The sequence below is a fragment of the Micrococcus flavus genome (genome assembly GCF_014204815.1).
GTDB lineage: Bacteria > Actinomycetota > Actinomycetes > Actinomycetales > Micrococcaceae > Micrococcus > Micrococcus flavus.
In genome coordinates this window covers 2016583-2043251 of record NZ_JACHMC010000001.1, presented here as the reverse complement: position 1 = coordinate 2043251, position 26669 = coordinate 2016583, and the positions used below count along the sequence as shown (strand labels likewise).

22 protein-coding genes are annotated in these 26669 nt (G+C 75.1%); 4 read left to right on the top strand and 18 right to left on the bottom strand.

Features of this window, described 5'->3' with window-relative positions:
- Positions 1 to 36 precede the first annotated feature (36 nt).
- On the bottom strand, positions 37 to 873 hold the full coding sequence (locus tag BJ976_RS09435; RefSeq protein ID WP_135030934.1) for a hydroxymethylpyrimidine/phosphomethylpyrimidine kinase: 837 nt from the start codon (positions 871 to 873) through the stop codon (positions 37 to 39).
- Entirely contained in the window at positions 870 to 1673 is an 804-nt protein-coding gene (locus tag BJ976_RS09430) for an SRPBCC family protein (protein WP_135030933.1), read from the bottom strand. The genes BJ976_RS09435 and BJ976_RS09430 overlap by 4 nt, the downstream gene beginning before the upstream one ends.
- Before the next feature lie 169 nt (positions 1674 to 1842).
- On the opposite strand from BJ976_RS09430, the gene BJ976_RS09425 reads away from it, so the two are divergent.
- Together BJ976_RS09425 and BJ976_RS09420 are read left to right on the top strand one after the other, a co-directional pair.
- Positions 1843 to 2166 carry a putative quinol monooxygenase gene (locus BJ976_RS09425; RefSeq protein WP_135030932.1) on the top strand — a complete coding sequence of 108 codons (324 nt, stop codon included), beginning with the start codon at positions 1843 to 1845 and terminating at the stop codon, positions 2164 to 2166.
- A gap of 116 nt (positions 2167 to 2282) precedes the next feature.
- A complete protein-coding gene (locus BJ976_RS09420) occupies positions 2283 to 2906 on the top strand; it encodes a GNAT family N-acetyltransferase (RefSeq protein WP_135030931.1) in 624 nt (207 codons plus the stop codon).
- A gap of 7 nt (positions 2907 to 2913) precedes the next feature.
- Here BJ976_RS09420 and BJ976_RS09415 read toward each other — a convergent pair whose 3' ends face one another.
- On the bottom strand, positions 2914 to 3516 hold the full coding sequence (locus BJ976_RS09415; protein WP_135030930.1) for a TetR/AcrR family transcriptional regulator: 603 nt from the start codon (positions 3514 to 3516) through the stop codon (positions 2914 to 2916).
- Between the two features lie 122 nt (positions 3517 to 3638).
- On the opposite strand from BJ976_RS09415, the gene BJ976_RS09410 reads away from it, so the two are divergent.
- Complete coding sequence (locus BJ976_RS09410) at positions 3639 to 4850, top strand: acyl-CoA dehydrogenase family protein (RefSeq protein WP_135030929.1); 1212 nt, start codon at positions 3639 to 3641, stop codon at positions 4848 to 4850.
- A gap of 49 nt (positions 4851 to 4899) precedes the next feature.
- Here BJ976_RS09410 and tgt read toward each other — a convergent pair whose 3' ends face one another.
- From tgt to BJ976_RS09375, 7 genes are all read right to left on the bottom strand, one after another.
- Positions 4900 to 6216, bottom strand: a complete 1317-nt coding sequence (gene tgt, locus BJ976_RS09405) for a tRNA guanosine(34) transglycosylase Tgt (RefSeq protein WP_135030928.1) — start codon at positions 6214 to 6216, stop codon at positions 4900 to 4902.
- Positions 6217 to 6580: 364 nt separating this feature from the next.
- A complete protein-coding gene (locus BJ976_RS09400; RefSeq protein WP_135030927.1) occupies positions 6581 to 7936 on the bottom strand; it encodes a hypothetical protein in 1356 nt (451 codons plus the stop codon).
- A 22-nt stretch (positions 7937 to 7958) separates the two neighbouring features.
- A complete protein-coding gene (locus tag BJ976_RS09395) occupies positions 7959 to 8819 on the bottom strand; it encodes a glutamine amidotransferase (protein ID WP_135030926.1) in 861 nt (286 codons plus the stop codon).
- A gap of 236 nt (positions 8820 to 9055) precedes the next feature.
- On the bottom strand, positions 9056 to 10279 hold the full coding sequence (locus tag BJ976_RS09390; RefSeq protein ID WP_184231788.1) for an IS110 family RNA-guided transposase: 1224 nt from the start codon (positions 10277 to 10279) through the stop codon (positions 9056 to 9058).
- Between the two features lie 261 nt (positions 10280 to 10540).
- Entirely contained in the window at positions 10541 to 11503 is a 963-nt protein-coding gene (locus BJ976_RS09385) for a DUF559 domain-containing protein (protein WP_135030293.1), read from the bottom strand.
- A 240-nt stretch (positions 11504 to 11743) separates the two neighbouring features.
- A complete protein-coding gene (locus BJ976_RS09380; RefSeq protein WP_135030294.1) occupies positions 11744 to 12649 on the bottom strand; it encodes a DUF6707 family protein in 906 nt (301 codons plus the stop codon).
- A gap of 1 nt (position 12650) precedes the next feature.
- On the bottom strand, positions 12651 to 13190 hold the full coding sequence (locus BJ976_RS09375; protein ID WP_135030295.1) for an NUDIX hydrolase family protein: 540 nt from the start codon (positions 13188 to 13190) through the stop codon (positions 12651 to 12653).
- A 129-nt stretch (positions 13191 to 13319) separates the two neighbouring features.
- Here BJ976_RS09375 and BJ976_RS09370 point away from each other — a divergent pair, with 129 nt between their 5' ends.
- Entirely contained in the window at positions 13320 to 13637 is a 318-nt protein-coding gene (locus tag BJ976_RS09370) for a hypothetical protein (protein WP_135030296.1), read from the top strand.
- A 13-nt stretch (positions 13638 to 13650) separates the two neighbouring features.
- Here the strand turns inward: BJ976_RS09370 and BJ976_RS09365 are convergent, their stop codons facing one another.
- The 8 genes from BJ976_RS09365 to BJ976_RS09330 all read right to left on the bottom strand — a co-directional run bounded on the left by BJ976_RS09365 (position 13651) and on the right by BJ976_RS09330 (position 26623).
- On the bottom strand, positions 13651 to 16224 hold the full coding sequence (locus BJ976_RS09365; protein WP_135030297.1) for a hypothetical protein: 2574 nt from the start codon (positions 16222 to 16224) through the stop codon (positions 13651 to 13653).
- Positions 16221 to 16841: a DedA family protein gene (locus BJ976_RS09360; RefSeq protein WP_229667459.1), complete on the bottom strand. Its 621-nt coding sequence runs from the start codon at positions 16839 to 16841 to the stop codon at positions 16221 to 16223. The genes BJ976_RS09365 and BJ976_RS09360 overlap by 4 nt, the downstream gene beginning before the upstream one ends.
- Positions 16838 to 17908 carry a pseudouridine synthase gene (locus BJ976_RS09355; RefSeq protein WP_135030298.1) on the bottom strand — a complete coding sequence of 357 codons (1071 nt, stop codon included), beginning with the start codon at positions 17906 to 17908 and terminating at the stop codon, positions 16838 to 16840. Before BJ976_RS09355 ends, BJ976_RS09360 begins: the two co-directional genes overlap by 4 nt.
- A 40-nt stretch (positions 17909 to 17948) precedes the next feature.
- On the bottom strand, positions 17949 to 19199 hold the full coding sequence (locus BJ976_RS09350; protein WP_135030299.1) for a glucose-1-phosphate adenylyltransferase family protein: 1251 nt from the start codon (positions 19197 to 19199) through the stop codon (positions 17949 to 17951).
- 105 nt (positions 19200 to 19304) lie between these two features.
- Entirely contained in the window at positions 19305 to 20351 is a 1047-nt protein-coding gene (locus tag BJ976_RS09345) for a DNA-formamidopyrimidine glycosylase family protein (RefSeq protein ID WP_135030300.1), read from the bottom strand.
- Between the two features lie 16 nt (positions 20352 to 20367).
- A complete protein-coding gene (locus BJ976_RS09340; RefSeq protein WP_135030301.1) occupies positions 20368 to 20685 on the bottom strand; it encodes a VOC family protein in 318 nt (105 codons plus the stop codon).
- Positions 20686 to 20721: 36 nt separating this feature from the next.
- Positions 20722 to 26172: an Lhr family ATP-dependent helicase gene (locus tag BJ976_RS09335; protein ID WP_135030302.1), complete on the bottom strand. Its 5451-nt coding sequence runs from the start codon at positions 26170 to 26172 to the stop codon at positions 20722 to 20724.
- Positions 26165 to 26623 carry a 23S rRNA (pseudouridine(1915)-N(3))-methyltransferase RlmH gene (locus tag BJ976_RS09330; protein ID WP_184231848.1) on the bottom strand — a complete coding sequence of 153 codons (459 nt, stop codon included), beginning with the start codon at positions 26621 to 26623 and terminating at the stop codon, positions 26165 to 26167. The genes BJ976_RS09335 and BJ976_RS09330 overlap by 8 nt, the downstream gene beginning before the upstream one ends.
- Positions 26624 to 26669 lie beyond the last annotated feature (46 nt).

The following is a 26669-nucleotide window of genomic DNA, read 5'->3' as shown; positions in this document are numbered from 1 at the left end:
TCCCTCAGGCGCCGCGGCGGGCCGGTCGGGCGGCGTTCACGCGCGCAGGCCGCCCTGCCACAGCGCGGCGAACGGGGTCTGCCCGGACACGGCCTGGTGGATGCCGGCGGTCACGAACTCCTTGGCGCGCCGCGCGGCCTCGAGCGGCGTGGCGCCCTTGGCCAGCTCGGCGGTCACGGCGGCGGCCAGCGAGCAGCCGGCGCCGGAGACGCCGGACTCGCCGATCTTCGGCTCGGAGAGCACCTCCACGGTGTCCCCGTCCACGAACACGTCGACGGCGTCGGGGCCCTCGAGGTGCATGCCTCCCTTGGCCAGCACGGCGGCGCCGGAGATCTCGTGGATCCGCTGCGCCGCGGCGATCAGGTCCCCCACGGTCTCCACGCTCATGCCGGAGAGCTGCTCGGTCTCGAAGTGGTTCGGGGTGGTGAAGGTCGCCAGCGGCAGCAGCTCGGCCTTGAGGGCCTGGTCCGTGTCCAGGGCGTGGCCGGGCTCCTGGCCCTTGCAGATCAGCACCGGGTCCAGGACCACGTGGTCCCACGTGTGGCCGCGCAGGGCCTCGGCCGTGGTGCGAATGGTCTCCGGGGAGCCCTGCATGCCGAGCTTCACGGTGCGCAGCGCGTCCGGGTAGTCGCCCAGGATCGCCTCGAGCTGCGCCCGCTGGACGTCCTGGGGGACCGCGAAGAACCGGTGGTCCCAGTCGGCCGCCGGGTCGAAGGAGACGATGCAGGTCAGGGAGACGATCCCGAAGACGCCCAGCTCCTGGAGGGTCTTGAGGTCCGCCTGGGCGCCGGCGCCGCCGGTGGCCTCCGAGCCGGCCACCGTCAGGGCGAGGGCGGGAGAGGCGGCGCGGGGGGTGTGCTGGGTGTGGGTCATGGGGCCATCGTAGGACGAGGCCCGCCGACCGGGACGGAGTGTCCCGGCCGACGGGCCTCGCCGCGAACCCACGCCATGGACGGCGGGGCCATGCCCCGCCGACGCGGGAGCAGGGTCAGAGACCGCGGGCGTCGCGGTCCTGGTCCCGCGGCTCGCGGGCGTCGGCGTCCTCCACCGTGGAGTCCTCCGTGCGGTCGGCGTAGACGACCTTCGGCGGGGTGGTGTCCCCGCTGCGGACCGTCTCGACGGTGCGGTCGGCGGTCGTCTGCTCCGCGTCGGCGTCGGAGTCGCCGGTCCGCGCGGGAGGCCGCGGCGTCCTCCACGCCGGGGGTGCCCACGGTGGTGCCCTCTCCCACGGAGCCGCGCCACGAGCCGGGGGCCCGGCCCTCGGACTCGATGAACTCCTTGAAGCGCTCCAGGTCCTTCTCCGCCTGGTTCTCCACCACGTTCAGCGTGTCGCCGACCTGCTCCACGAAGCCCTCCGGCTCGTACTCCAGCTCGAGGCGCACGGAGGTGCGGCCGTCGCCCAGGTCCTGGAACGTCACGGCGCCGGCGTTGGTGGCGCCCTCGGTGGCGGCCCATGCCACCTTGCGGTCCGGCGTCTGCTCGAGGATCCGGGCCACCCACTGGCGACGGACGCCGCCGATCTCGGCCACCCACTCCAGGCGGTCGTCGGCCAGCTGGGTCACCTGCTGGACGCCGCCCATGAACCGGGGGAACTCCTCGAACTGGGCCCACTGGTCATAGACGGTGCGCACGGGGACGTCGACGACGATGTCCTTCTCGACCGTGGTGCTCATGACTGCTCCTTCATCTTCTTCGGACGCCGGACGGTGTCGTCACCGGCGGGATCCAGCGGCCCGGTCACGCTAATGCTCCCCTCCCGCGGACACCATGGCCGGGGCACCCCCACCCGAGGGCGGCGGCAGACACGTGCGCAGGCCGGAGTCGGGGCGTCATGATGGGGAGATGATCCTGATCAATCTCAAGTTCACCGTGAAGCCCGAGCTCGCCGACCAGTGGATGGACGCCGTCGCGCAGTACACCGCGGACGTCCGGTCCGAGGAGGGCAACCTGTTCTTCGAGTGGTACCGGCCGGTCGAGGGCGGGGAGAACGAGTACTTCCTGCTCGAGGGCTTCACCGACGAGGGCGCGAAGGCCCACGTGGAGTCCCCGCACTTCCAGGAGGGCATCGACGCGATGCGCCCGCTGCTGGCGAAGACCCCGCAGATCATCTCCGAGCAGATCGGCGCCGAGGGCTTCGGCCCGATGGGCGAGATCCAGATCGACTGACGCCGCCGCGACGACGGCGGGGGCCGGGTCCGGGACGCGGGCCCGGCCCCGTCATGTCCGGACTCGCGGGGATCGGTCTCTGTCGTGCGCGTCACATCCGGGGCTAGCGTGGGGCCATGAGCACCGAGTGCCAGAACACCCCCACCCCGTCCATCCCGTCCGGCCAGGACCTCGGTCCGCGCTGGGCCACCCGCACGGCCGACCACACCGACCCGGGGGATCGCCGCGCGATCCGCGTGCTCTCGGAGCTGGCCTTCAGCTCGTCCGCGGAGGCGGACCTGGTGGAGGAGCTCGCCGCCGGCGGCGAGGGCTGGCTGCCGCAGTACTCCCACGTGGTCATGATCGGTGCCGTGCCCGGCACCGACCTGCACTCCGAACCCGAGGGCCACGGCCTCCTGGTCCGCGCCCACGTGGGCACCGATCCCGTGCTCGCCCTCGCCCCGCACGCCGTGCTCCCGGAGCACCAGGGCCAGGGCGCCGGCACGGCGATCGTGGAGAGCCTGCTGCAGGCCGCGCGCGACGACGGCGAGAAGGTCGTGGTGGTCTACGGCTGGCCGGAGTACTACTCCCGGTTCGGCTTCCGCCCCGCCGCCGAGGCCGGGATCACCGCGTCCTTCGCGACGCAGCCCGAGGCGCTCCAGGTCCTCGTGCTGCAGGAGGGCGTCGAGGCCCCCTCCGGCGAGTTCCGCTACCCGCCGGCCTTCGGCGCGGAGAACGCCCAGGTGGCCGGCCGCTCCTGAGCGCCGGTCAGGCGAGCAGCCGGCGCACCGCGGCCAGGGTCCGCTCCGCCTCGCCGGGGGCGTGCGTGAGCCGGGTGACCACCGTGGTGACGTCGGCGCGCAGGGCGGCCTCGGCGTCGTCGTCGGGGGTGCGCAGCCAGGCGCGCAGGGCCCGGTTGTGCACCGCGACGACGGCGGCCGCCAGCCCCGCCGCCACCCCGCCCCGCTCCGGGGCGTCCGGGAGGGTGCGGGAGAGCCAGTCGGAGAAGAGCACCTCGTAGCGGTGCGAGGTCAGGAGCTCGCGCGTGCGCAGGGCCTGGGAGCCGCGCAGCAGACGGGCGCGGGCCCGGGCGCGCTCGGGGTCCTGGACGTGGTGGCGGAAGACCTGCAGCACCGCCTCGGCGAGCACCTCGTCCACGGGCAGCGCCGTGCCGCGCAAGAACGCGTCGAGGCGCTCGAGCAGGGCCGCGTGGTCCGCGAAGACCACCTCCTCCTTGCCGCCGACGTGGCGGAAGAAGGTGGCGCGGCTCATCCCCGCCTCCCGGGCGAGCTGGTCCACCGTGACGGCGTCGTAGCCCTCCCGGTCCAGCAGGTGGATGAGCGCGGTGAGCGTGTCCTCGGCGGGGGTCATGCGGGCCATGGTGTCACGCCGCCGGGATGGGATGAGACGGGGTGCGACAGAGGTGAGACGCGGTGTCAGCTCTCGTGTAGCCTGGGTCACGACCCCTCTCCCGCCGCGACCCGGAGGCCACCATGACCGAGCAGCTGCCCACCGCCGAGCCCGCCTACGACGTCATTGGTCCCCTGGACACCGACGCCTACGCCGTCTTCGCCGACCTCTCCGAGGAGGACCTCGCCCTGCAGAGGGCCGCCCGGGCGTTCCTAACCCCCGAGGTGCAGAAGACCCTGCAGGACGCGTGGGACACGGGCGAGTACCCGACCCAGCTCATCGCCGGGTTGGCCGAGGCCGACCTGCTGCGCGACGGCGTCGAGATCGACGGCCGCGCGACCCCGTCCCGCCTGGCCTCGGGCCTGGCCTCCATGGAGCTGTCCCGCGTGGACGGCTCCCTGGCCACGATCGTCGGCGTGCAGGGCGGGCTGGCCATGCGCTCCATCCAGATGTGCGGCTCCGCGGGGCAGAAGCAGAAGTACCTGCCCGCGATGGCGGCGGGCGAGCTGTTCGGCGCGTTCGCGCTGACCGAGCCCACCCACGGCTCCGACTCCGTCTCCCTGCAGACCACCGCGACCCCCGTGGACGGCGGCTGGCGGATCGACGGACACAAGAAGTGGATCGGCAACGGCGCCGCCGGCGGCGTCACCGTCACCTGGGCCCGCTCCACCGAGGACGGCCAGGTCAAGGGCTTCATCGTCCAGCAGGACGCCGAGGGCTACAGCGCCGAGGTCATCCGCGGCAAGATGGCGCTGCGGGCGATCCACCAGGCCCTCATCACCTACGACGGCGTGTTCGTCCCGGAGGCGGACGTCCTGCCGGAGGCGACCTCCTTCAAGAGCACCGCCGCGGTGCTGTTCGCCACTCGCCTTGGCGTCGCCTGGTCCGCCGTGGGCCATGCGGTCGGCTGCTACGAGGCCGCCGTGCAGTACGCGCAGCAGCGCGTGCAGTTCGGCCGTCCGCTGGCCGAGTCGCAGATCGTCCAGGAGCGTCTGGCCCGCATGCTCTCCGAGCTGACCCAGATCCAGCTGCTGGTCCTCCGCGCCGCCCAGCTCGAGGACGCCGGCCGCCTCACCGGTCCGCAGGCCTCCCTGGCCAAGTACTCGGCCACCCGCACCGCCCGCTCGATCGCCGCGAACGCCCGTGACCTGCTCGGCGGCAACGGCATCCTGATCGAGAACGAGGTGGGCAAGCACTTCGCCGACCTCGAGGCGATCCACACCTACGAGGGCACCGAGACCGTCCAGGCCCTGATCGTGGGCCGCGACATCACCGGAACCGGCGCGTTCGCCTGAGCGGACGGCCCCGGCCGGGGCTGAGGCCGGTTGGCAGGTGCCGGCCGCCTCAGCCCTTCGGTGCGTAGTACCGACCCAGGGTCTCGGCCTTGAGTTCGGCGTACGTGCCGTCCTGCATTGCCGCGCGGATGCGGTCGACGAGCGACACCGTGAACCGCTCGTTGTGGATGGAGATCAGCGTGTGGGACACCATCTCCTTCGCCTTGTAGAGGTGGCGGATGTAGGCGCGGGAGTAGTGGGCGCACGTGTAGCAGTCGCACTCGGGGTCCAGCGGCCCGAAGTCGCGCTTGTACTTCGCGCCGGGCAGGTTGAACCGACCATCGCGGGTGTAGAACGCTCCGGTGCGGGCCACGCGGGTGGGGGAGACGCAGTCGAACGTGTCCGCGCCGTTCTCCACGGCCAGGAACAGGTCGTCCGGCTCGGAGATCCCCAGCAGGTGCCGCGGCCGGTCCTCGGGCAGCTCCTGCGCGCACCAGCCCACGATCGTCCCGAGGTTCGCCTTCTCGATCGCCCCGCCGATCCCGTAGCCGTCGAAGCCGCGGCGCACGGCGTCGTCGCCCGCGAACTCCGTGTCCATGGCGGCCAGGTCCCGGCACGCCTTCCGGCGCAGGTCCTCGTACTGCGCCCCCTGCACGACGCCGAACAGCGCCTGGTACGGCCGGTGCGCCCGGGCGGCGGTGAGGCGGGCGTGCTCGTCGAGGCAGCGCTGCGCCCACCGGCGCGTGCGCTCGAGCGCCTCCTCCTGGTAGCCGCGCGAGTTGTGCAGGGTGGTCAGCTCGTCGAACGCGAACATCACGTCCGCGCCCAGGTTGTGCTGGATCTGCAGGGAGCGCTCGGGGGTGAACCGGTGCCGATCCCCGGTGAGGTGGGACTTGAACCAGACGCCGTCGTCGTCCACGTTGGCCAGGCGCTCCTTGCCGGGGGCGACGGCGTCGTCCGCGCCCGCACCCTCCGGCGCGGCGGGGCCCTGCATGTCGATGACCTTCTTGAAGCCCGAGCCGAGGGACATGACCTGGAAGCCGCCGGAGTCCGTGAAGGTGGGGCCGGGCCAGTTCATGAACGCGCCGAGCCCGCCCGCCTCGTCGAGGAGGTCGTCGCCGGGCTGGAGGTACAGGTGGTAGGCGTTGGCCAGGAGGGCCTGCGCGCCGAGGTCCGCCATGGACTCGGGCAGCACCGCCTTGACCGTGGCCTGCGTGGCGACGGGGATGAACGCCGGCGTCTGGATCGTCCCGTGCGGCGTGGTGATGACGCCCGTGCGGCCGAGCCCGGCGCCGTCGTGCCCGGAGGTCTCCAGGCGGTGCGTGACCTCGAAGCCGAAGTGGTCCGGGTGCGCGGGGGCGGCGGGGGGCTGGGGGGTGTCTGGCATGGGGTCCAGGGTAGTGGGGGCGCCCGGCGAGAGGCGCAGAGGGGAGCGATGTGGGTGCGGACGGGACGTCCCTGTCGGGTGGCCTCCGAGATGAGTCCACTGGAGACCACCGGACGCGCTACGGCGTCTTCCGGCCAACCGGACCCCCCGCCGATGTGCGGGGGTCTCGTGTGTTCGACGGTCAAGGTGTCCAGACGTAGGAATGCTGAGGGATGCTGTCCAGCGACACACATCCACGCGGCGAGCTGCCACGCCTGTTCCTGCTTCTCACGGGTGCCCTGCCGCACGTTCCGGCGCTTCTCCACCTGACGGAATGGCCAGGACTCCACGGCGGACCATGCTGCGGCCACGAGCGTCACCCACCTCAAGACCGGTGGAGCCGCTCCGACGCGGCTATGGCCGCGAACAGCACCACCGAGGTGCAGCGGTAGGTCGCCTGCCCGTCCGGGCCTTCGGCGGGCGCGCCCTCCAGCAGACCGGCGTGGTGCAGGCGGTGCAGCGCCTCTCTCACCGCCAGGAACTCCCTCAGCTCGGCCCGGGGGGCGGCAGCCGGACGCTGCGGGGTGGGAAACCGCTCGAAGGCCTGCCGGACACTGGGCAGGGTGAGCGCGCCGTTCTGGTGGCCGGCGATCAGGGCGGCCACCGCGTCGGGGCCGACCTCCGGATGCGTCACCTCACCGCGGCCGACCAGCCACGTGGAGACGCCGAACAGCACGAGCTGGTAGATGTCGTCCATGTCATCGAGGTCGGCGGGCTCGCCGAGCCGTGCGCGCCGCCCGGCGATCTCCACCCGATGCGAGAACAGCAGGGCGGTCCACGCGGCCTCCAGCAGGGGGTCGTCCCACATGCTGCGCACCCACGCCGGCCGCCCCAGCGCGGTGAGGACGCCGCTGACATCCTTCCGCCGAAGCGCCTCCGTGTCCGTCACCGGCAGCGGGCCCTCGGCAAGCGCTGTGAGCAGCGCCCGGGCGGCCTGGATGAACGGCAGGGCCTTCGCTTCGCGCTCGGCGGCCGCCTCCTCGTCAGCAGCGGTGCATGCACCGGGCTCGGGAGCGCGGAGCGGCGGAAGGAACCACGGCGTGTACTGGCTGCCGGGACCGCCGGGGCTGCCCTCCGGTCCGACATCGTCAGGCCGGGCCCCGGAGGCTCTCCCGTCCGCCCCACCTCGGCCCGGTATCGGCAGTGGGCGCGACGGCGGCGCGCTCAACCGACCGGTGTCCGTGAGCTCGATCCGCTCGGCATGCGTGAGGCCGTTGTGCCATTCCATGAGAGCGGCGACGCCCTCCTGCGAGGACAGGTCCAGTCCGTGCTCCAGGCCATAGTGCAGGATGTTGCCGCCGGCGGAGCGGCGCGAGGCGTCGTCGGCGGCCTCCACGACGTCGAACTCCAGTCCCGCCAGCGCCCGGCGCAGCTCTGCGGGGCGCAACGAGGAGCTGTCCCAGAGCCGTTCCACGATCAGGAAGTCGCAGAAGGCGGCGAACTGGGGGACGAGGAGCATGCGTTCCTCGCGGGCCGCGATGGCCTTGCGGGGGTGCACCTCCGTCAGGAGCGTGCGCAGCAGTGGCTCCGTCCAGAGGTTCGGCGACGGGGAGTCCAGGTATTCGGCTTTGAGGCGGAGCAGGGTCTCCACCGTGGCCACGGTGTCGTCCGGGTCGAGTTCAGGCCGCATGGCGGGGAGCCACGCGCGGAAGGAGGAGAGCAGCGCCGAGGGAGGACTCATGGGTCCAATGTAGAGCCGCCCCTCACCCGTACACGCGGCGGAAGTTCTCCAGGATCCGTGGCGGAATCGGGGCCTCCCGGCTCCGGATGGCCGAGAACATCCCCTCGGCCTCGTCCTCGGAGAAGTAGCCGTGGTGCGAGTAGATGGCCAGGCGCTCCAGCAGCCCGGCCTGGTCCAGCTCGGGGTGGAACTGGGTGGCGTAGAGGTGCTCGCCCACGCGGAACATCTGGACGGGGCAGGCCTGCCCGCTCGCCAGGAGCACGGCCTTCGGGGGCAGCTCGCGGACGGCCTCCTTGTGCCCCACGTACGCGGTGAACTCGCCGGGCATGCCCTCCAGCAGCGGGTCGACGGCGCCCGCCTCGGTGAGGGTCACGGGGATGGGCCCGGGCAGCTCCCGGTACGTGGTGTCGACGACGCCGCCCGCCGCGCGCCCCAGCGTGCCCACGCCGTAGCAGCAGCCCAGGAACGGGGTCTGCCGCTCGATCACGAGCGCCATCAGCCGTCCCAGCTCCGCCTCCACCGCCTTCTGCAGGTCCGACTTCGACTCCTCCGGGTCCGAACCCGTGAACGGACTGCCCGGCAGGATCACTCCGGCCACGGCGTCCAGCTCGGCCTCCCAGTCGACGACGCCGCCCCCCGCCTCGGTGCCCTCTCCCGCCAGGGCGGCGGCGCCGTCCGTGGCGTCCGCGACCACCCGGTCCGTGCCGGCCTCGGCCACGCGGCGGTCCAGGCGCAGCACGCTCAGCCGGCCTCCCGCGTAGCCGCCGAGGCGGCGGACCGACTCCTCCTCGGCCGTGGCCGCGTCCTCCTCGGGCCGGGTCTGGACGAGGAGGAAGGGGCGGGGCGCGTCGTCGTCGGAGCGGGCGGGGGCGGTGCTGGTCATCGCGCCAGAGTAGAGCGTGAGGAAACGTGGATCACCGTCCGCGGCGCCGCGTGTCGCCGGGGCGTCCAGGCCGCCCCCACCCGTGCGAACTGGTGAGGACACGCCCTCATCCGGAGCCGCAACGGCCTCGTGAGGGTGTGTCCTCACCAAGAAATGCGGCGGGGGGGGGCGGGGGCGGGACGGCAGGGTGGCGCGACGGGTCGGGGGGGGGGGGGGGGGTGCCTCTATGGTTTTCGTCAAGCCGCGAGAGCGACTGATGATGGTGCTGGCGGGGCGGTCGGATCTTGATACAGGGTGCCATCGCGGAGCATCGCGTAGAGCACGTCGGTGCGGCGCCGGGCCAGCGCAATCAGCGCCTGGTTGTGGCGTTTGCCCTGGGCTCGTTTGCGGTCGTAGTACGCCCTGGAAGGCGGGTGTGACAGCGAAGCGAACGCTGAGAGGAACAGGGCCCGCTTCAGGCGCTTGTTTCCTCCCCGGGCTACGTGCTCTCCGCGGATCGAGGTCCCTGAGCGTCGGGTGACCGGGGCGATCCCGGCGTATGAGGCCAGATGCCCGGCATCGACGAAGTCCTTGCCCACAACTTCAGTGAGGATGCGTGCGGCGGTCCTGATCCCTACTCCGGGCATCGAGATCAGGACCGGGTGAAGAGGGTGGGCCTCCACCACAGCCTCCACCTGGGAGGCCAGTCCGGCCCGCTGACGGGTCAGTCCGGCGAGTTGTTCGGCCAGGATGGGCACCACGGTGGCCGCGGCCTGCGTGCCAGCCACGACCACGGACTGCTCGTCCAGGGCTTGGAAGATCTGCTCCGTGAGCGAGCCCGCCAGTCGTGGGGCGTGCTTGCGCAGCCGGGCACGCACATTCCCCGCCCCGGCGGTCTTCAGCTGCGCCGGGGTGGGGTACCGGCCGAGAAGGTCTGCCACGGCGGGGTGGGTGATCCTGGGCCCGAGCACGCGCTCGAGCGCCGGGTGGATCTGGGTGAGGAGTCCGCGCAGCCGGTTCGAGGTCGCGGTGATCTGCGCGGCGAGGTCGTCATCGAAACCGGCGAGCATGGCCAGCTCTGCGATCTGTTCCTCATCGACTCGGATGGAGCGCAGCGTATGGGGCATCGTGCGGGCTGCTTCAGCGATGATCGCCGCGTCCTTGGCGTCGGTCTTGGCCGAGCCGGGGTGCAGGTCAGCGATCCGTCGCATCGCCAGCCCGGGCAGGTACGCCACCTCAACGCCCTCGCAGGCCTGGGCCACGGCCACGGGCAGGGCCCCAATCGTGGCCGGCTGGTCCACCACGAGCAGCACCGGCCCGTAGGTGGTGGTGAGCTCGGCGAGGATGCCGCGTAGGCGGGTCTCGTCGTTGGGCAGGGCCTTGTCGTAGACCTTCTTCCCGGCCGCGGTGAGGGCCACGGCGTGGTGCTCGGCCTTGCCGACGTCAAGGCCGATGAACACGGCTGGGGGCTGGACTGTCATCGCGGTCGTCCTCCTGGGCTTGCGGGGGCCATGAGTGTGCTGGCCAGCTCCAGTGGTGATCACGCTCGGCATCCACGTTACGAAGGGCCCCGGTGAGGGGCTCGCGCCTCTATTAGCGATCCGTGGTCACCAGACCGGTCCTCGGTGACAACACCCCCCGGATCATGCAGTCGACTGGGGGCAACGATCATGCCGAGGACCGGCTGGCCGGCACCTGCTCATCCTGATCGATGGAGGAGCCACGAGAAAGGTAACGGGGGGTCACCCGCACCCCGCGATGCGGGCGTGGAGGATCGGCAGCACGTGCCGCAGGCCGTCCCGCAGGTCGCGGGCCGTCACCTTCACCACCAGCCAGCCGTGCCGCTCGCACCACCGGTCCCGCTCGACGTCCCGCTCCTGCTGCCGGACGGAGCGGTGGCGGGCGCCCTCGTACTGGATCACGATCCGCCACTGCGGGTAGGCGAGGTCGACGGTCGGGCCGGCCACGCCGTCGTCGTCGGTGAGCACCGCCGCCACCTCCGGGACGGGCAGTCCCGCGTCGAGCAGGGCGAGCCGGGTGCGCGTCTCCTGCGGCGAGCCCACGCCCTCCCGCATCAGCGCGGCGACCTCGCGGGCCCGCCGCACGCCGCGGAACCGCCCCATCTGCTCGAGCACCGCCGTCAGGTCCCGTCTTCCGACGCGCACCTCCCCTAGCCCGAACCCCTCCACCCACTCCTGCGGCATCAGCGCGTCGGCGACCACCACGAGATCCTCGAGGGTCAGCCCCGACGACGGCGCGCACAGGTCCCACAGCGTCCGGACCGGCGACGTGCAGCGCAGACCGCGCCGTGTGACCAGGTGTCGGCGATCCACCGGGCGCCGCCGGGTGCGCACCCCCGGCCGGTCGATCCGGTGTCCCCGGGCGGCCGTCACGTGCAGGCGAGCGTCCGCCTCCGCCCACGGGGGCAGGGGCAGGCCGTGCAGCTGGGCGGCGGACACGTCGGAGACCGCCGCGTCCAGGCGGTCCCGGAGCAGGGCGGCGGCGACGCCGGCGTCCCAGGGGACGTCGACCGCGCGGGCAGGCGCGGGCCCGCCCTGCGGACGGAGGCGGAACAGCCCGCGTCCCACCCGCTCGACGTCTGCGGCGCGCACGCGATGGCGGGAGACGCCGACGTCGTCGAGGTCGTCCAGGGTGAAGACGACGCCGTGCAGGTGGGGCGGCAGGGGGAGGGGCGGTCTGGCCATGGGGCCACCCTGCTCCCGACGGCGGTGCGCCCGCCCGGCCATCGTCGATGCTGTGGACAACCTGCACGGACGCCGAGGACTCGACCCCCTCCAGGCCCCGGCGTTACTGGTGAGGACACACCCTAAAGGTGCTCCGACGAGACCGGATGACGGCGTGTCCTCACCAGTTCGCGCCGACGGCCGGGCGGCGACGGCCGGGCGGCGACGGCCGGGCGCGGGCGGCGGGGCGCGGTCCGGCGGTCAGCGCTGGGCGGCCTGCCCGGCCTTCGCGTCCAGCTCCTGGGCCAGCTGGCGCAGGGTCCCGAGCTCGCGGGCGATCCGCGAGTCGAGGTCGGCGTCGGTCAAGGTCTGCGAGCCGCCGCGGCCGCGCAGGTACAGCAGCTGCGCGAAGCGGGCGCGGCGCCAGCGGTACTCGGCCTCCTGGTCGCGGGACTGCAGGGCCTTGGAGATCTCCCGCTCGTACAGCTGCGGGGCGTCGAGCTGGCGCTGGCGCACCTCGAGCACCCGGGCGGCGCGGCCGGGCTCGGAGGGGACCTCGTCCGCCTCCCTGAGCCGGGCACCGAGGTTCGCGGCCGTGATGGGGTCGCCCTCCTCGCGCAGGATCTGGGACGCCAGCCCGAGCGCGGCCTGGATGGACTTCCAGCGGCCCACGGCCCCGTCCCACGGGAGGTTGGTCAGCAGGCCGAGCGTGCTCAGCGTGCCCTCCGTGTCCTCGTGGAGCAGGTACATCCGCTCGGCCATCCCGAACAGGTCCTCGAGCTGGGAGCCGGAGCGCAGGTTCAGCCCGTGGGACAGGCGCGCGGCGGTGGCGGTGAGCTCGACGTCGTCGAGGTGGCGCTGGCCCACGGCCACCACGCGGGACTCGGGCGAGCCGGCGTCCACGGGGGAGAAGGAGGCGTCCGCGGCGGCCTTGACCTCCTCCGGCCGGTCCGTGCGCACGCGGATCACGGAGCCGTGCGCGATCCGCACCTCGCGCCCGCCGTGCAGCGTGGCGATCACGAGCGCGGGCGTGCCGAAGTCGTCCCGCACCACCCGCGTGGACGCCACGGCCGGGGCGGGCTCGCCGCGGCGCGTGAGGAACGAGTCGCCCGGCTGCACGTCCTGGGCCTTGAGATGGCGGAGGTACCCGCCCGCGATCGGTGCCATGTCAGCGTCCCCATCCCACGTGGGCCAGGGCCTGGCGCACCAGGTTCCCGCGGCCTCCGATGAACTCCGCTTGGACGTCCTCGCCCAGGGCCTCCTCCGGCGTCAGCCACGTCAGCTCGAGCGCGTCCTGGCGCGGGCTGCACTCGCCCGTCACCGGCATCACGTACACGAGGGACACGGCGTGCTGCCGGTCGTCCGTCAGCCCGGTCTCCGAGGGGGCCGGGAAGTACTCCGCCACCGCGCACGGCACGATCGACGGCGGCAGCTGCGGAAACGCGAGCGGCCCGAGGTCCTTCTCGAGGTGGCGCATCAGCGCCGCCCGGATGGTCTCCCGGTACATCACGCGCCCGGACACGAACGTGCGCTGGAACTGCCCCGTCTCGTCCGCCACGTACAGCAGGCCGATCTCGGAGACGTACCCGAGGGCGTCGAGCCGCACCGGGATGGCCTCCACGTAGACCATGGGCAGCCGCCGGCGGGCCTCGTAGAGGTCCTCCTCGGACAGCCAGCCCGGATTCGGGTCGGGGGTGCGCACGCTCATGCCCTCTGTTCTACCGGAGAAACCCGCCCGGGGCACGTCCGGTGCGCGCCGCTCCGCCCACCGCGCACCGCCGTCCGACGACGACGCCCCGCCGCACCGACGACGGCGCCCCCGCCTACCCTGGAGACCATGCCCTCCTTCCGCGCGCGCCTGCAGATCGGCGACGTCCTCCCGGGCCACCGCCCGGAGGACGTCCTGGACACGGCCGAGGCCGCCGTCGGGGCCACCCACGAGGTCGCGGCCAAGGACGTGGAGGTCGTGGCCCGCGTGCCGCGGATCGTGGTGCGCTTCACCGTCCCGGCCTCGCACCGCCGCGCCGAGGACGAGGAGGCCGCCGCGGTGGGGGCGCGCATGGCGGAGGCGGTGGGCGGCGTCGCCACCACCGGGCGGCTGGACGTGCTGCGGCGCGAGGGCGGCCGATGGCTGCCGGTGCCCGTCGACCGCTGACGGCGGACCGGGCTCAGGCGGTCGGTCGGGGGCCGGCCGCGTCCTCCTCGAGCTCGCGCACCCACGTGCGCCGGAGCATCACGGCCAGCAGCAGGGCGAGCGCGCCGAAGGCGGCGGACAGCCCCACCCCGGCGCTCGTGTGCGAGCCCACGGGGGCCGGCAGCAGGCGCGGCAGGGCCAGGCACAGCAGGGTCCAGGACATCCCCAGGGCGAGACCCACGCGACCGCGGTCCTCCAGCGCCAGACGGAAGCCGGCCAGCAGGACCGCCCACACGGCGAGCGTGCCCAGCAGGGCCGTCGGCAGCCACGGCAGGGCCGCCCCGAGGCCCGCGAACGCCGTCGCCACGGTGGTGGGGGCGGCGGCCAGCAGCAGGCCGGCGAGCGTCCCGAGGGTGCCGTCGGTGCAGAACCGGGCCGCGCCGGTGCGGGCCGGCGCGGCGGTCAGCCGGCGCAGCACCACCACCATCAGCGCGAGGGCGGCCAGCCACACGAGGCTGTCCAGGCCCCACGGCACCAGGACGGCGAGGGGGAACCACGCGGCCGTCAGGACGAGCACGGCGGCCACCGGCCACCGGGTGCTCCGCTGGCGGGCGGCCGCACCCTGTCGCGGCGCCCATTGGTGGAGCGCGTACAGCCCCAGCAGCGCCCACAGCACGGGCCACACCGCCGGGTGCAGGAAGAACAGGGAGAGCACGGTGGCGTCCGCCCGGTACCGGCCTTCCTGGGCGGTGCGGTAGGAGCCGGCGTCGAGGGCCTCCAGGCCGGGCACGAGCCCGGCCAGGCCCAGGCCCCAGGCGCTCGCCAGCACGAACAGGGCGAACGCGGCGGTCACGCCGAGCTGGGCCAGGCGGTCTCGGGCCGTGGCGCGGCCGACCTGCTCGGCCGGCCCGGACGGCGGCGTGTAGCCGGGCACCAGGGGGAACGCACCGGTCGCGGGGCCCGACGACGGCGCTCGCCGCGCGTCCGCGGACAGGGCCTGCACGGCCGCGGCCTTGGTGGCCAGGCGCTCGCGGCGCCGCCACTCCGGCAGCGCCTGACGGGCGCGGGCGAGGAGGGCGTCGTCGTCGAGCCCCTCCTCGGGGGAGGCGAGCGCAGGACGGCGCTCCGGGGAGGGGACCAGCTCCGGTCCGTCCAGCTCCCGGGCGGCGAGCATGAGGGCGCGGGTCTCCCGGGCCTGGTGGGCGCGCAGGGCCTCCGCCTCGGCGGCGGCCACGCGGTCGGCCTCGGCGCGGCGACGGTGCGCGACCGCCACGCCCACGGCCAGCTGACGCTCCGCCGCCGCGGCCGGCAGCCGACGGCGGCGGACCAGCTCCTCCCGGCGCGCACGCTCGACCTCCTGCCGGGCGAGCTCCTCGGCCCGCCGGCGGCGCTCCTCCTCCTCGGCCCGCCGGCGGCATTCGGCCTCCGCGGCCTCCTGCTGGGCGCGGCGACGCTCGGCCTCCTCGCGGAGTCGGCGGGCCTCCTCCTCGGCCGCCACCCGGCGGCGCTCGGCCTCGGCGGCGGCGCGTGCCCGCTCCCGCTCGGCGGCCTCCGCCTCCTCCCGGGCGCGGCGCTCGGCCTGCACACGGGCGCGCTCGGCGGCCACCGAGGCCTCGCGCTCCCGGCGGGCCCGCTCCGCCTCCCGGCGCTCGGCCTCCTCGCGCGCGCGCCGCTCCTTCGCCTCCGCGGCCTCCCGGCGGGCCCGCTCGGCCTCCCGGTGTCGACGTCGGCGCTCCTCCTGGCGGCGGCGTCGGGTCAGGAGGGCGGCCTGGCGGCGCCGCTCCGCGGCCTCGGCGCGCTCCTGACGGCGCCGCTCCTCCTCGTCGAGGCGCGCCTGGGCGGCAACGACCTCGCGCTCGTGCGCGTGGACCTCGTGCTCCGCGGCCCGCAGCTCGGCCGCACGGGCCAGGTCGCGCGCCTCCGCGAGCCGGCGGGCGCGGTCCAGGGCGGCCGCCTGCGACTCCGCCCGGCGCTCGCGGAGCCGTTCCTGCCGGTGACGTTCGCGCTCCGCGCGGCGGGCGTCCTCGGCGCGGGCGCGTTCGGCCTCGACCTCCTCGGCACTGCGGGCGGCCTGCAGGCGCTCGGCGTACTCGCGCTCCCGCAGGGCGGTCTCCTCGGCACGTCGGCGCGCGGCCTCCGCAGCCCGACGGCGGCCCTCCTCCCGTTCCCGACGACGTCGCTCCTCCCGTTCCCGACGGCGGCGGTGCACCGCCTCGCGGCGCTCGTCCGAGGAACGGGCGGGCAGCAGGCGGCCGAGCGTGCCGGCCAGGGGGGCCGTGACGCGGCCCAGGTGCGGGCTGCCGAGCCGGTCCAGCAGGTCGCTGAGGTCGGCCCGGGCGTGGGGCTCGGCGTCGGGGGCGGCCACCGAGGCGTCGGCGGCGTCCGCCTCGCCGCGCAGGGCGCGGGCGTGACGGGCGATCTGCTCGGCGGTGAGCCGGCCGGGGGCGGCGAGGGCGCGCCGGGGGCGTGCGGCCCGCCGCGGACGGGGGGAGGCGGGGGCGCCGTCGGGGGTGACGTCGGCATCGCCGGTGCGTGGGGGGTGCTCGTCCGCGGCGTCCCCGCGCAGACGCGTCAGCGCGGCCGAGGAGTCGGAGTCCCGCTCGCTCATGCCCGCCCCTTTCCGCGCCGCTTCCACGCGATGGCCGCCGCCACCGCCAACCCCAGAAGCGTACCGAACACGAGGCCCACCACCGCCGACGCCCACCACGGCAGACCGGTGGTGCTCCCGGTGGCCCAGCCCAGCCCCACCAGGTACCCGCTCCACGTCAGCGAACCCGTGCCGGAGAGCCACAGGAACGGCCGCCACCGCAGGCCCGCGACCCCCGCCGCGGCCATCGACGCCGTGCGTCCCCCGGAGACGAAGCGCAGCACGAACAGCCCCGCCAGCGACGACGCCGGGCCCGCCGTCGCGAGCACGCGGCGGATCCCGCGGTGCACCGCGCGGCCCCACGCCCACCGGTCCAGGAGGCCGGTGAGGCGGAACCGGAACAGCGCGTACAGGCCCACGTCGCCGAGCCAGCAGCCCAGCCAGGCCGTGACCACGGACAGCGGGAGCGAGGCGCGGCCGGCCGCGGCGAGCGCGCCGGAGCCGATCACGAACACCTCGGAGGGCACGGGAGGGATGGGGGCGTCGAGGGCCACGAGCAGGGCGGTGAGGGGGTGGAACCAGGAGCCCAGGGAGGAGAGCAGGCCGTCGGCGTCGGCGAGGTCCGTCAGGTCCGTCACGCTGGACGCTCCTGCAACTGGGCGGGGGAGACGAACTCCCGCGCCTCTCCCGTGACCGGGTCCGTGAACGCCAGCGAGCGGGAGAGCAGCTGGAGCGGGCGGGCGAGGTCGTCCGGGGCGATGTCCCGCAGGTCCGGGTAGAAGGGGTCGAACGCGATCCCCAGACCGAGCGCGGCCAGGTGGATCCGCAGCTGGTGGGTGCGCCCCGTGCGCGGGCTCAGGCCGAAGCGCACCACGGGGCGGCCGGCGAGCGTGCCCGCGGACGTGCCGACGTCGAGCACCTCGATCCGCGTCTCCGCGTTGGCCCCGGCGTGGGAGAGGTTCGACTTCTTCGTCCGCACCCGCGCCCCGGCGGCGCGCCCGGAAGCGGCCGCGGGGATCTCCTCCGTGACGGAGCGCAGCACGCCCTTGTCTTTGCGGATGCGGCTGCGCATCACCAGCGGGAACCGGGCGAGCAGGCCGGCGGCCCGGGCGGCGTCGGGGGTGTCGTCGCCGACGCCGTCCGGGGCCTCGGGGAGCGCGCAGACCGCCTCGTAGCGCTTGGTCACCGCGCGCCGCTCGAAGAGCAGGTGGTAGGCGCCGCGGGTCGCCGGGTCGCAAGAGAACATCACGACGCCGGCCGTCGCCCGGTCCAGCCGGTGCAGGGGGACGAGGTCGTCGATGCCCAGCTCGTTGCGCAGGCGGACCAGCGCCGTCTCCTGCACGTACCGCCCGCCGGGGGTGGTGGGCAGGAAGTGCGGCTTGTGGATGACCACGAGGCGCTCGTCCCGGTGCAGGAGCGTGTGGCGCACGGGCAGGGGCCGCTCGTCGGGGACGTCCCGGTAGTACCAGAGGTCCTCGTGCACGCCGAGCGGGGTGTCCGCCGGGATGGGCCGGCCGTGGCGGTCCACCACCTCGCCGCGGGCGAAGCGCTCGCGGATGCCGTCCGGGTCCACGTGGCCGAAGCGGTGGAGGACGTGGTCCTGCACGGTCGCCGGCCCGCCGGAGGCCGCCGCGCCCGCGGGCGGCAGGCGCAGGCGGGTGGCGTTGACGCCGTCGCGCGGGGGGAGCGGGGAGGGGACGGCCACAAGCCCATCCTTGCAGGCCCGGACCGTCCATCCCCGCAGCTCAGCCGGCCACGGCCGGGACGCCGCCGCCGGTGGTCTCGTCCTCCGAGCTGGGCGCGCGCGTGTCCGGGGTGAGGATGACGATCCCGTCCTCCTCGTCCAGCGTGCCGGTCGTCTCCCCCTCGGGGATCGTGGCGCCCACGTCCGCGATCACGGTGTCCAGCACGGCGCCGGCGGGCACGGTGACGTTCCCGAACAGGATCGCGTTGCGCACCTCGGCCCCGGCCTCCACGGTCACGCCCGGGCCGATCACCGAGTCCGCGACTGTGCCGGCGATCCGCGTGCCCGGCGCGATCAGCGAGGCGGAGACGCGGGCGCCGTCGTCGATCCGGGCCGGCGGCTCGACCGGCGGGTTGGTCAGCAGTGGCCAGCCCGGCTCGTCCAGACGGAGGCCCTCGCCGGCGAGGATCTCGCGGTGGGCGAGGTGGAACGCCTCGATCGTCCCGATGTCCCGCCAGTAGCCGTCATGGCGGTACTCGCGCACCGTGCCCCGGTCCACGAAGGCCGGGATGATCGTCTCCCCGTAGTCGCCCAGGGAGCTGGCCAGCGGGTCGCCGTCCTCGTCGGTGTCCTCCGCGTCCCGGTCGGCGTCCTCCTCGGTCTCGACGAGCTCCACGACGACCTCCGAGAGCGCCTCGACGTCGAACACGAAGATCTCCGTGGCCACGAGGTCGCCCTCCGGATCTTCGGGCTTGTAGTCGTACCCGGTGACGGCGCCGTCGTCGTCCACCTGCACGACGCCGAAGCGCGAGGGGTCCTCGTCCGTCACGGTGGTGACCATGGTCAGCTCGGCGCCGGACTCCTCGTGCGCGGCGAGCACCCGGCGCAGGTCCAGCTGGTAGAGGTGGTCGGCGGAGAGCACGATCACGGTCTTCGCGCCGAACGAGCGCAGGATCGGCACCTGCTGGGCCAGGGCGTGGCCGTTGCCCTGGGAGAAGCCCTCCTCCTCGCGGCCCTGGGCCGGGGGCAGGATCCGCAACCCGTGGCGGGTGCCGTCCATGTCCCACGGCCGACCGCCGGCCAGGTGCTGGTTGAGCGTGAACGGGCGGTACTGCTCGGCGATCCACACGTCCCGCAGCCCCGAGTGGGCCAGGTTGGACAGGACCACGTCGATCAGCCGGTACTGGCCCGCGAACGGGATCGCCGGCTTCGAGCGGGCGGCGGTGAGCGGGTCGAGGCGGCTGCCTCGGCCGCCGGCGAGCACGAGGGCGACGACGTCGCCCTCCGGGTCCTTGGGGAACGGATCGGCCATGGTGTGGTCTCCTTCGAGGTCGGCTCCCGCTCCCAGGTCAGGGGCGGAGTGGGGTGAATCTATCCGGCCCGGTGGCCTGCGTGTCAGGGGTGGGGTGCGTGAGCTTCACCGCTGGCAGGTGCGGCACCACCACAGCTGGCGCTCGTCGTCCTCGGGGGAGCCGTACTCCTCGAACGTCACGGGGCCGCCGCACCGCAGGCACGGGGTGGTCCGGTGCCCGTAGACCCAGTAATGCGGACCGCGCGGGCGGGGCGCATCCCCGGGCCGTCGCGGCCCGGCGCCGGAGGTGCTGGCACGGCCGTGCGCGTCGGAGGGGTCGGGGGCCGCGGCGTCGACGTCGGCGCCGCCGTCCACCGCGCCCGTGCCGAGCGGGCGGGGCAGCCCGCCGGGGAAGCCGCGGTCCGGGACGAGCACCTCGATCCCGTACGGGCGCCCCGAGTTCCCTCTGACCCCCGTGGTGGTGCGGGCCCAGCCCGTGTACGGCGCGGACGGCGGGACGTTGGCGCGCAACAGGTCCCGGGCGATCGTCAGCAGCCCCGGCACGTCCGGGACCGCCCCCACCGGCCGGTGCGGGTCCAGACTCGCCAGCAGCAGCACCTCGCACCGGTAGACGTTCCCGATCCCGCACGTGGTGCGCTGGTCCAGCAGCGCCAGGCCCACGGGCCGCTCCGGCCGAGCGGTGAGGCGGCGGACGCCCTCGGCCAGCAGCTCCGCGCCCCGGGCGGGGTCGTTCCAGGACGGGTCCAGCAGGTCCGGGCCGAGGTATCCCAGGAGGCGGTCCTCCTCGGCTGTCGGGACGAGGTCCAGGCGTCCCAGCTGTGCCCCCAGCACCCGGTGCTCGGCGGTCTCCAGCACGCAGCGGACCTGCCAGCCGGGGGCGCCCCACCGCGCGTCGAGGTCCGTGACCAGCCAGCGGCCCTCCATCTTCAGATGGGAGACCAGGGTGTGCGGCCGCGCGTCCGGCCGGTCCGCGGGCGGGGTCAGGCGCATGAGCAGCCACTTGCCGCGCGGCACCACCTCCGCCACCGTCCACCCCTCGAGGCGCGCGGTGGCGTGCTGCGGCACGCGCAGGTCCGCATGCGTCAGGACACGGCCGGCCAGGACGGGGCGCAGGCGGTGGCCGGCGCGGACCAGGGAGTCGCCTTCGGGCATGGGATCCGGACCCCGCTCAGGCTGCGTTGAGCTGCCAGGTCACGCCGAAGCGGTCCCCGACCCACGCGAAGCGGCGGGAGAAGCCGTGGGAGACGAACGAGTCGAAGAACCGCAGCGGCTGACCGGCCACCTCGATCCGCCCGTGCGCCACCTTCCCGGCCCACTCCTCGCCCCGCGGGGTCGACGCGTCGAAGCGCTCGCGGAGCACCTCCCGCACGGGGACCCGGTCCGCGAACGCGGCGAGGTAGAGGTCCATCGCGGCACCGGCGTCGCCCTCGAACATCAGGTGCGGGACGGCGGCGGGCTGCGGGGCGGGGGTCTCGGACGCGTTCATGCGCCCGAACCTACCCCGCGCCGTCCGGCGGGGGCCTCAGCTGCGGAACCGGATCCCCGAGGGGCTCGAGTAGAACCCGGCGGCGAGCATCGCCTCGGCCAGGGGCGTGCCCAGCAGCGGGGCGCCGTTGACCTTCTCCAGGCTCAGTCGCTCCGTCCGCGCGGCGCGCAGCGCCCACACGAGCGCCTCGGCCGCGGCGCGCAGCCGCAGCGCATCGGACGTGAAGCACAGCAGCGTCTTGCCGCCGCGCTCCATGTAGAGGGTCAGCTCGCCGTGCACCAGCACGACGACGGCGCCCGCCTTCCTGCCGGGCCGGTGCCCCGTGGGGGGCACGCCGTCCGGGCCCGGCGGCACGTCCGGCCAGTCCAGGGCCGCGCCGTACGGGTTGGCCGGGTCCGTGGCCGCGAGCGCGAGTGCGGGCGGCGGTGGGTCCTCCCGGGGGCCGCCGGGCGCGCCGGGCCGGCTCGGACTCACGCCGCGGCCCGGGGAGGCGTCGTGCACGGGCGGCGGCCAGGCCTCCGGGGCGGCGCCGCCCTCGGGGGTCCACGTGGACCAGTCGGTGCGCGGCCCCTCGGCGATCGGCAGGCCGAACGCGTCGAGGTGAGGGGTGGCCTCGGTCGCGCCGTCGTCGGGCGCTCCGTCCGTAGTCGTGCCGTCGGTGTCGGCGTCCTCGTCCCGCTGGAAGGACCGCAGCCGGTCCACCACGGCGCCCGTGGAGAACTGGGCGCCGCCGAGCCGGTCCACGAAGTGCCCGCGCCGGACCTGCCCGGCGTCCTCCATACGGGTGAGCAGCTGGTACTGGCCCGCGAACCCGCCGGGGATCTCCTCGGCCACCACGGAGCCGCGGGTGATCACGCCGTACCGGTCCAGCAGGACCTCGGCGGCGGCGTGCGCGCGGATGGTCGGGTCCGGCTCGGGGGCGGGCAGCAGGGTCCAGCGCCCGGCCGCACGGGCCTCCTCCGCGGCGGAGAGCCCGCCCATGCCGGGGGCGGGGGCGCCGAGAGCGGCGGACGTGCTGCCGTCGGACGCGCTCAGGCCCGCGTACCGGCCCCGGCCGCGCACCCCGGCCAGCCGACCGCCGAGCCCGCGGCCCCCGCCTGCGCGTCCGGCCCCGCCCGTGCGCGCGGTGCGGGCGCGGGGGGTCTGCCGCCCGGTCCGGTGGGCCGTCTTGCCCAGGGAGAGCAGCCCGCGCAGGGGCGCGAACGTGTCGTTGCCCACGCGCCCGGCCCACACCAGGTCCCACAGGGCCTCGAGGATCTCCGGGGCGCGCGGCAGGTCCACGCGGGAGGCGCGCGCGCCGTCGTCGCCCTCCGTCCCGCCGCTGCCGGCACCGGCCTCGGCCGCCCGGGCCGCCTCGGCGCGCACCCGCTCCACGAGCTGTGGGAAGAACCACGCCCCGCCCGCGGAGAGGACGGCCAGCACGTGCGCCCGCGTGGCCAGGCGCGCGGCGGAGACGTCCTCGGTGCGCGGCTCGGGCACGCGGAGGGTGAGGTCCACGGCGTCGGCGGGGTGCAGGGCCACCCAGCCGTCGTTGCCGGAGCCCTCGGCCGTGCCCGACCACAGGTACTCGCCCGTGGCCAGCAGCTCGTCCAGCAGGCCCGGTCGGTAGTCCTTCACGCGCGCGGGCAGCACGAGGGACTCCCATGCGCTCGCGGGCAGGGGCATCCCGGCCAGCTGGTCCAGCACGGTGGCCACGCCGTCCACGCCCTCGAGCGTGGCCGGGGACGGCCGGCCGGGCCGCGGGCGCAGGTGCTGCCAGTCCGCGAGAAACCGGGCGTAGGCGGCCTGCTCCACCGGCTCCACCTCGGCGCGGAGCGCGGCCAGCGAGCGCCGCCGCACCTTGCGCAGCACGTCCGCCTCGATCCACTCCGCCTCCAGGCCCGTGGCCCCGGGCGTCCCGTCCGGCCGGTACGCGCCCTGGGACACGCGCCGCTCGGCGGCCAGGCGCTGCAGCACCGGGAGCACGACGGCGCCGCCCAGTCCCAGCGCCGTGCCCGCCTCGGCGGCGGTGAAGGGACCGTGCGTGCGGGCGTACCGGGAGACGAGGTCCCCCACGGGGTCCTCGACGGGCTCGTGGAACGCCACGGGCACGCCCATGGGGATCGGCACGCCGAGCGCGTCCCTCAGGCGGGCCGCGTCCTCGACGGCGGCGAACGCCTCCTCGCCCTCGCGCCGGAACCGGAACGCCCGGCCCGAGCGCTCCAGCTCCGTGAGGTGGGCGGCGACGGCGTCCCGGTGGGCGTCGTCGTCGGCGTCGCCTCCGGCGCCGTCCGCGCCGTCCTGCCCGGCGCCCGGCGTCCGCTCGGTGCGGCGGGCCGCCTCGGCCACGGTGAGCGGCCCGACGATCCGCAGCAGGTCCGCGAGCCCCTCGGCACCGCGCACGCGCCGGTCCGGAGCCAGGCGCTGCAGCTCCTCCTCCACATGGGCGATCACGGCCGGGTCCAGCAGCTCGCGCAGCTCCTCGGTGCCCAGCAGCTCGCTCAGCAGCGCGGGGTCGAGGGAGAGCGCGGCGGCGCGGCGCTCGGCCAGCGGGGAGTCGCCCTCGTAGATGAACTGTGCCACGTACCCGAAGAGGATGGACTGCGCGAACGGGGACGGGGCGGAGGTGGTGACCTCCACCATGCCGATGGCCCGCGAGGCGATCCGCCCGGCCACATCCTTGAGCGCCGGCAGGTCGTAGACGTCCTGCAGCACCTCGCGGACGGTCTCCAGGATCACCGGGAACTGCGGGTGCTTGCGGGCCACGTCCAGCAGCTGGGCCGAGCGCTGCCGCTGCTGCCACAGGGGCGTGCGCTTGCCCGGGTTGCGCCGCGGCAGCAGCAGCGAGCGCGCGGCGTTCTCGCGGAACCGGGCGGCGAACAGCGCCGACCCCCCGACCTCCGCCGTGACGATCTCGTCCAGCTCCTCCGCCGTGAACTCGAACAGCTCCGCGCCGGGCGGCTCGGCGTCCATCAGGGGGATGCGCAGGACGATCCCGTCGTCGGCCGCCATCGCCGCCCCCGAGCCGGTCTCCAGCCCGTACCGCTGCGCCAGGCGGGCGCCCACCGCGAGCGCCCACGGCGCGTGCACGGCCATGCCGTACGGCGAGTGGAGCACCACGCGCCAGTCGCCGAGCTCGTCCGTGAACCGCTCCACCACGAGGGTCAGCTCGGTGGGCAGCCGGCCCGTGGACTCCCGTTGGTCCGCCAGGTACTTCAGCAGGTTGTCCCGCGCCCACTCGTCCAGGCCGGCGGCGGCCAGACGGTCGCGGGCGGCCTCGGGGTCCGCGTCCAGCTCGCGCCGGAAGCGACCGACGGCGTCGCCCAGCTCGGCGGGTCGGCCCGCCGCGTCCCCGCGCCAGAACGGCAGCTTGCCGGGCTGGCCGTAGGCGGGCAGCACGAGGACGCGGTCGGCGGTGATGTCCACGATCCGCCAGCTCGTGGCGCCTAGCAGGATCACATCCCCCACGCGGGACTCGTAGACCATCTCCTCGTCCAGCTCGCCCACGCGCCGCCCGCCCGAGCGCTTCGACCCGGCGCCGGCGGCGGACTCGCCGGTGTCCCCGGCGGAGGCCGTCCCGCCGGACTCCCCGGCGGACTCGGTGGCCAGGAACACGCCGAACAGGCCGCGGTCCGGGATGGTGCCGCCGCTGGTCACGGCCAGCCGCTGGGCCCCGGGCCGGCCGGAGAGCTCCCCGAGCTCTCGGTCCCACAGGATGCGCGGGCGCAGCTCGGCGAACTCGTCCGAGGGGTAGCGCCCGGCCAGCAGGTCCAGCACGGACTCGTACGCGCTGTGCGGCAGCGCCGAGAACGGGGCGGCGCGGCGCACGAGGTCGAACCACTCCTCGGCGTCCACGTCCTCGAGGGCGACGGCGGCCACGGTCTGCTGGGCCAGGATGTCCAGCGGGTTCTGGGGGATGCGCAGGGACTCGATCCGCCCGGCGGCCATGCGCTCGGCCACCACCGCGGTGTCCACGAGGTCCCCGCGGTGCTTGGGGAAGAACACACCGCGGGAGACCTCGCCCACCTGGTGGCCGGCGCGGCCCACGCGCTGCAGGGCGCTGGCCACGGACGGCGGGGACTCCACCTGGATCACCTGGTCCACCGCGCCCATGTCGATGCCCAGCTCGAGCGAGCTCGTGGCCACCACGCAGCGGATCTGACCCGTCTTCAGGGCCTCCTCCACAATCGCCCGCTGGTCCTTGGAGACCGAGCCGTGGTGGGCGCGCGCGAAGTCGGACACCGTGCCGGAGCCCGTGCCCGTCTGCCCGGCCACCTGGACCGGGGACGACGCCGGCCCGCGCCCCGGCCCGCGCTCGTCACCGCGGCCGCCGGAGCGCCCTCGCTCCTCGGGCGCGCCGGCGGGGGTCTCTCCGGTGGCCGAGCCCAGCCACGCCGAGACGAGGTCGCCCGCGGTGGGGGGCGTGGCGACGTCGTCGGGCCCGAGGTCCTGTGGAGCCCCGTCCCGTGGGGCGTCCGGGGCGTCCCGGAACCCGGGGGCCAGGTCCGGGTCCCACGCGGCCTCGGCGGCCTCCCGGCGGGCCTCCCAGATCTCGTTGAGCCGGCCCGTGAGCCGTTCCGCCAGGCGGCGCGAGTTGGCGAACACCAGCGTGGAGCGGCGCTCGGACACGAGGTCCACGATCCGCTCCTCCACGTGGGGCCAGATGGACCCGCCCGTGGCCGGCTCCCCACCCGCCTGCGCCGCGCCCGCGGGCGGTGCCGCGAGGTCCGTCATGTCCGGCAGGGGCACGGTCACGGTGAGGTCCCAGCGCTTGGCGGAGACGGGGCGGACCACGCTCACCGGCTGCACGCCGCCCAGGAACCGGGCCACCTCGGAGGCCGGCTCCACCGTGGCGGACAGGCCGATGCGCTGCACCGGGGCGTCCAGGATCGCGTCCAGGCGCTCGAGCGAGACGGCGAGGTGCGCCCCGCGCTTGGTGCCGGCCACCGCGTGGACCTCGTCCACGATCACCGTCCGCACGCCCTTCAGGGCGGACCGGGCCTTCGAGGTGAGCATGAGGTACAGCGACTCGGGCGTGGTGATGAGGATGTCCGGCGGGTCCTGCAGCAGGCGCCGGCGCTCCGCCGCGGGCGTGTCGCCCGAGCGCACGCCCACCCGCACCTCCGGCACCGGGGAACCGAGCAGCTTCGCGGTCTGGGTGATGCCGATCAGCGGGGCGCGCAGGTTCCGCTCCACGTCCACGCCGAGCGCCTTGAGCGGGGACACGTAGAGCACGCGCGTGGCGGAGGTCTCCGGGTCCGCGGGTTCGCGGACGAACGAGTCCAGGGCCCACAGGAAGGAGGAGAGGGTCTTGCCGGAGCCGGTGGGGGCGATCACCAGGGCGTGCCGCCCCGAGGACACGGCGTCCCACGCGCCCAGCTGCGCGGCGGTCGGCCCCGCGAACGCGCCCGTGAACCAGCGGCGCGTGGGCTCGCTGAACCGGGCCAGCACGGTCTCGGCCTCGGGCGTGGGGGTGGTCTGCGGGGCCCCGCCGCCCGCCTCAGGCATGGTGGTACGGCCGTCCGGCGGAGATCTCCTGGGCGCGGTAGACCTGCTCGGCCAGGATCAGGCGCACCAGCTGGTGGGGGAACACCAGCCCGGAGAGGGACCACACGCGGTCCGCGCGGGCGTGCACGCGCTCGTCCACCCCGTAGGCCCCGCCGATCACCACGGTGACGGGCGTGCCGACGTCGAACCGGCCCTGCAGATGCGCGGCCAGGCCGGGGGAGTCGAAGCCCTTCCCGCGCTCGTCCAGCAGCATCAGGTGCTCGTCCGCGCCCACCTTGGCGAGGATCCGCTCGGACTCCTCGGCCCGCGCGGCCTCCTCCTGACGGGAGGAGTGCGGCAGCAGCTGCCACGTGAGGTCGTACGGCCGCTTGAGGCGCCGCTCGTAGCGGGTGATCCCCTCGGACACCCAGGACTCGTGCTTCTTGCCGATGGCCAACACCCGCACTGACATGCGGACCATCATGGCACCGGGGGCGGACGGGATACGCCCCCTTCTG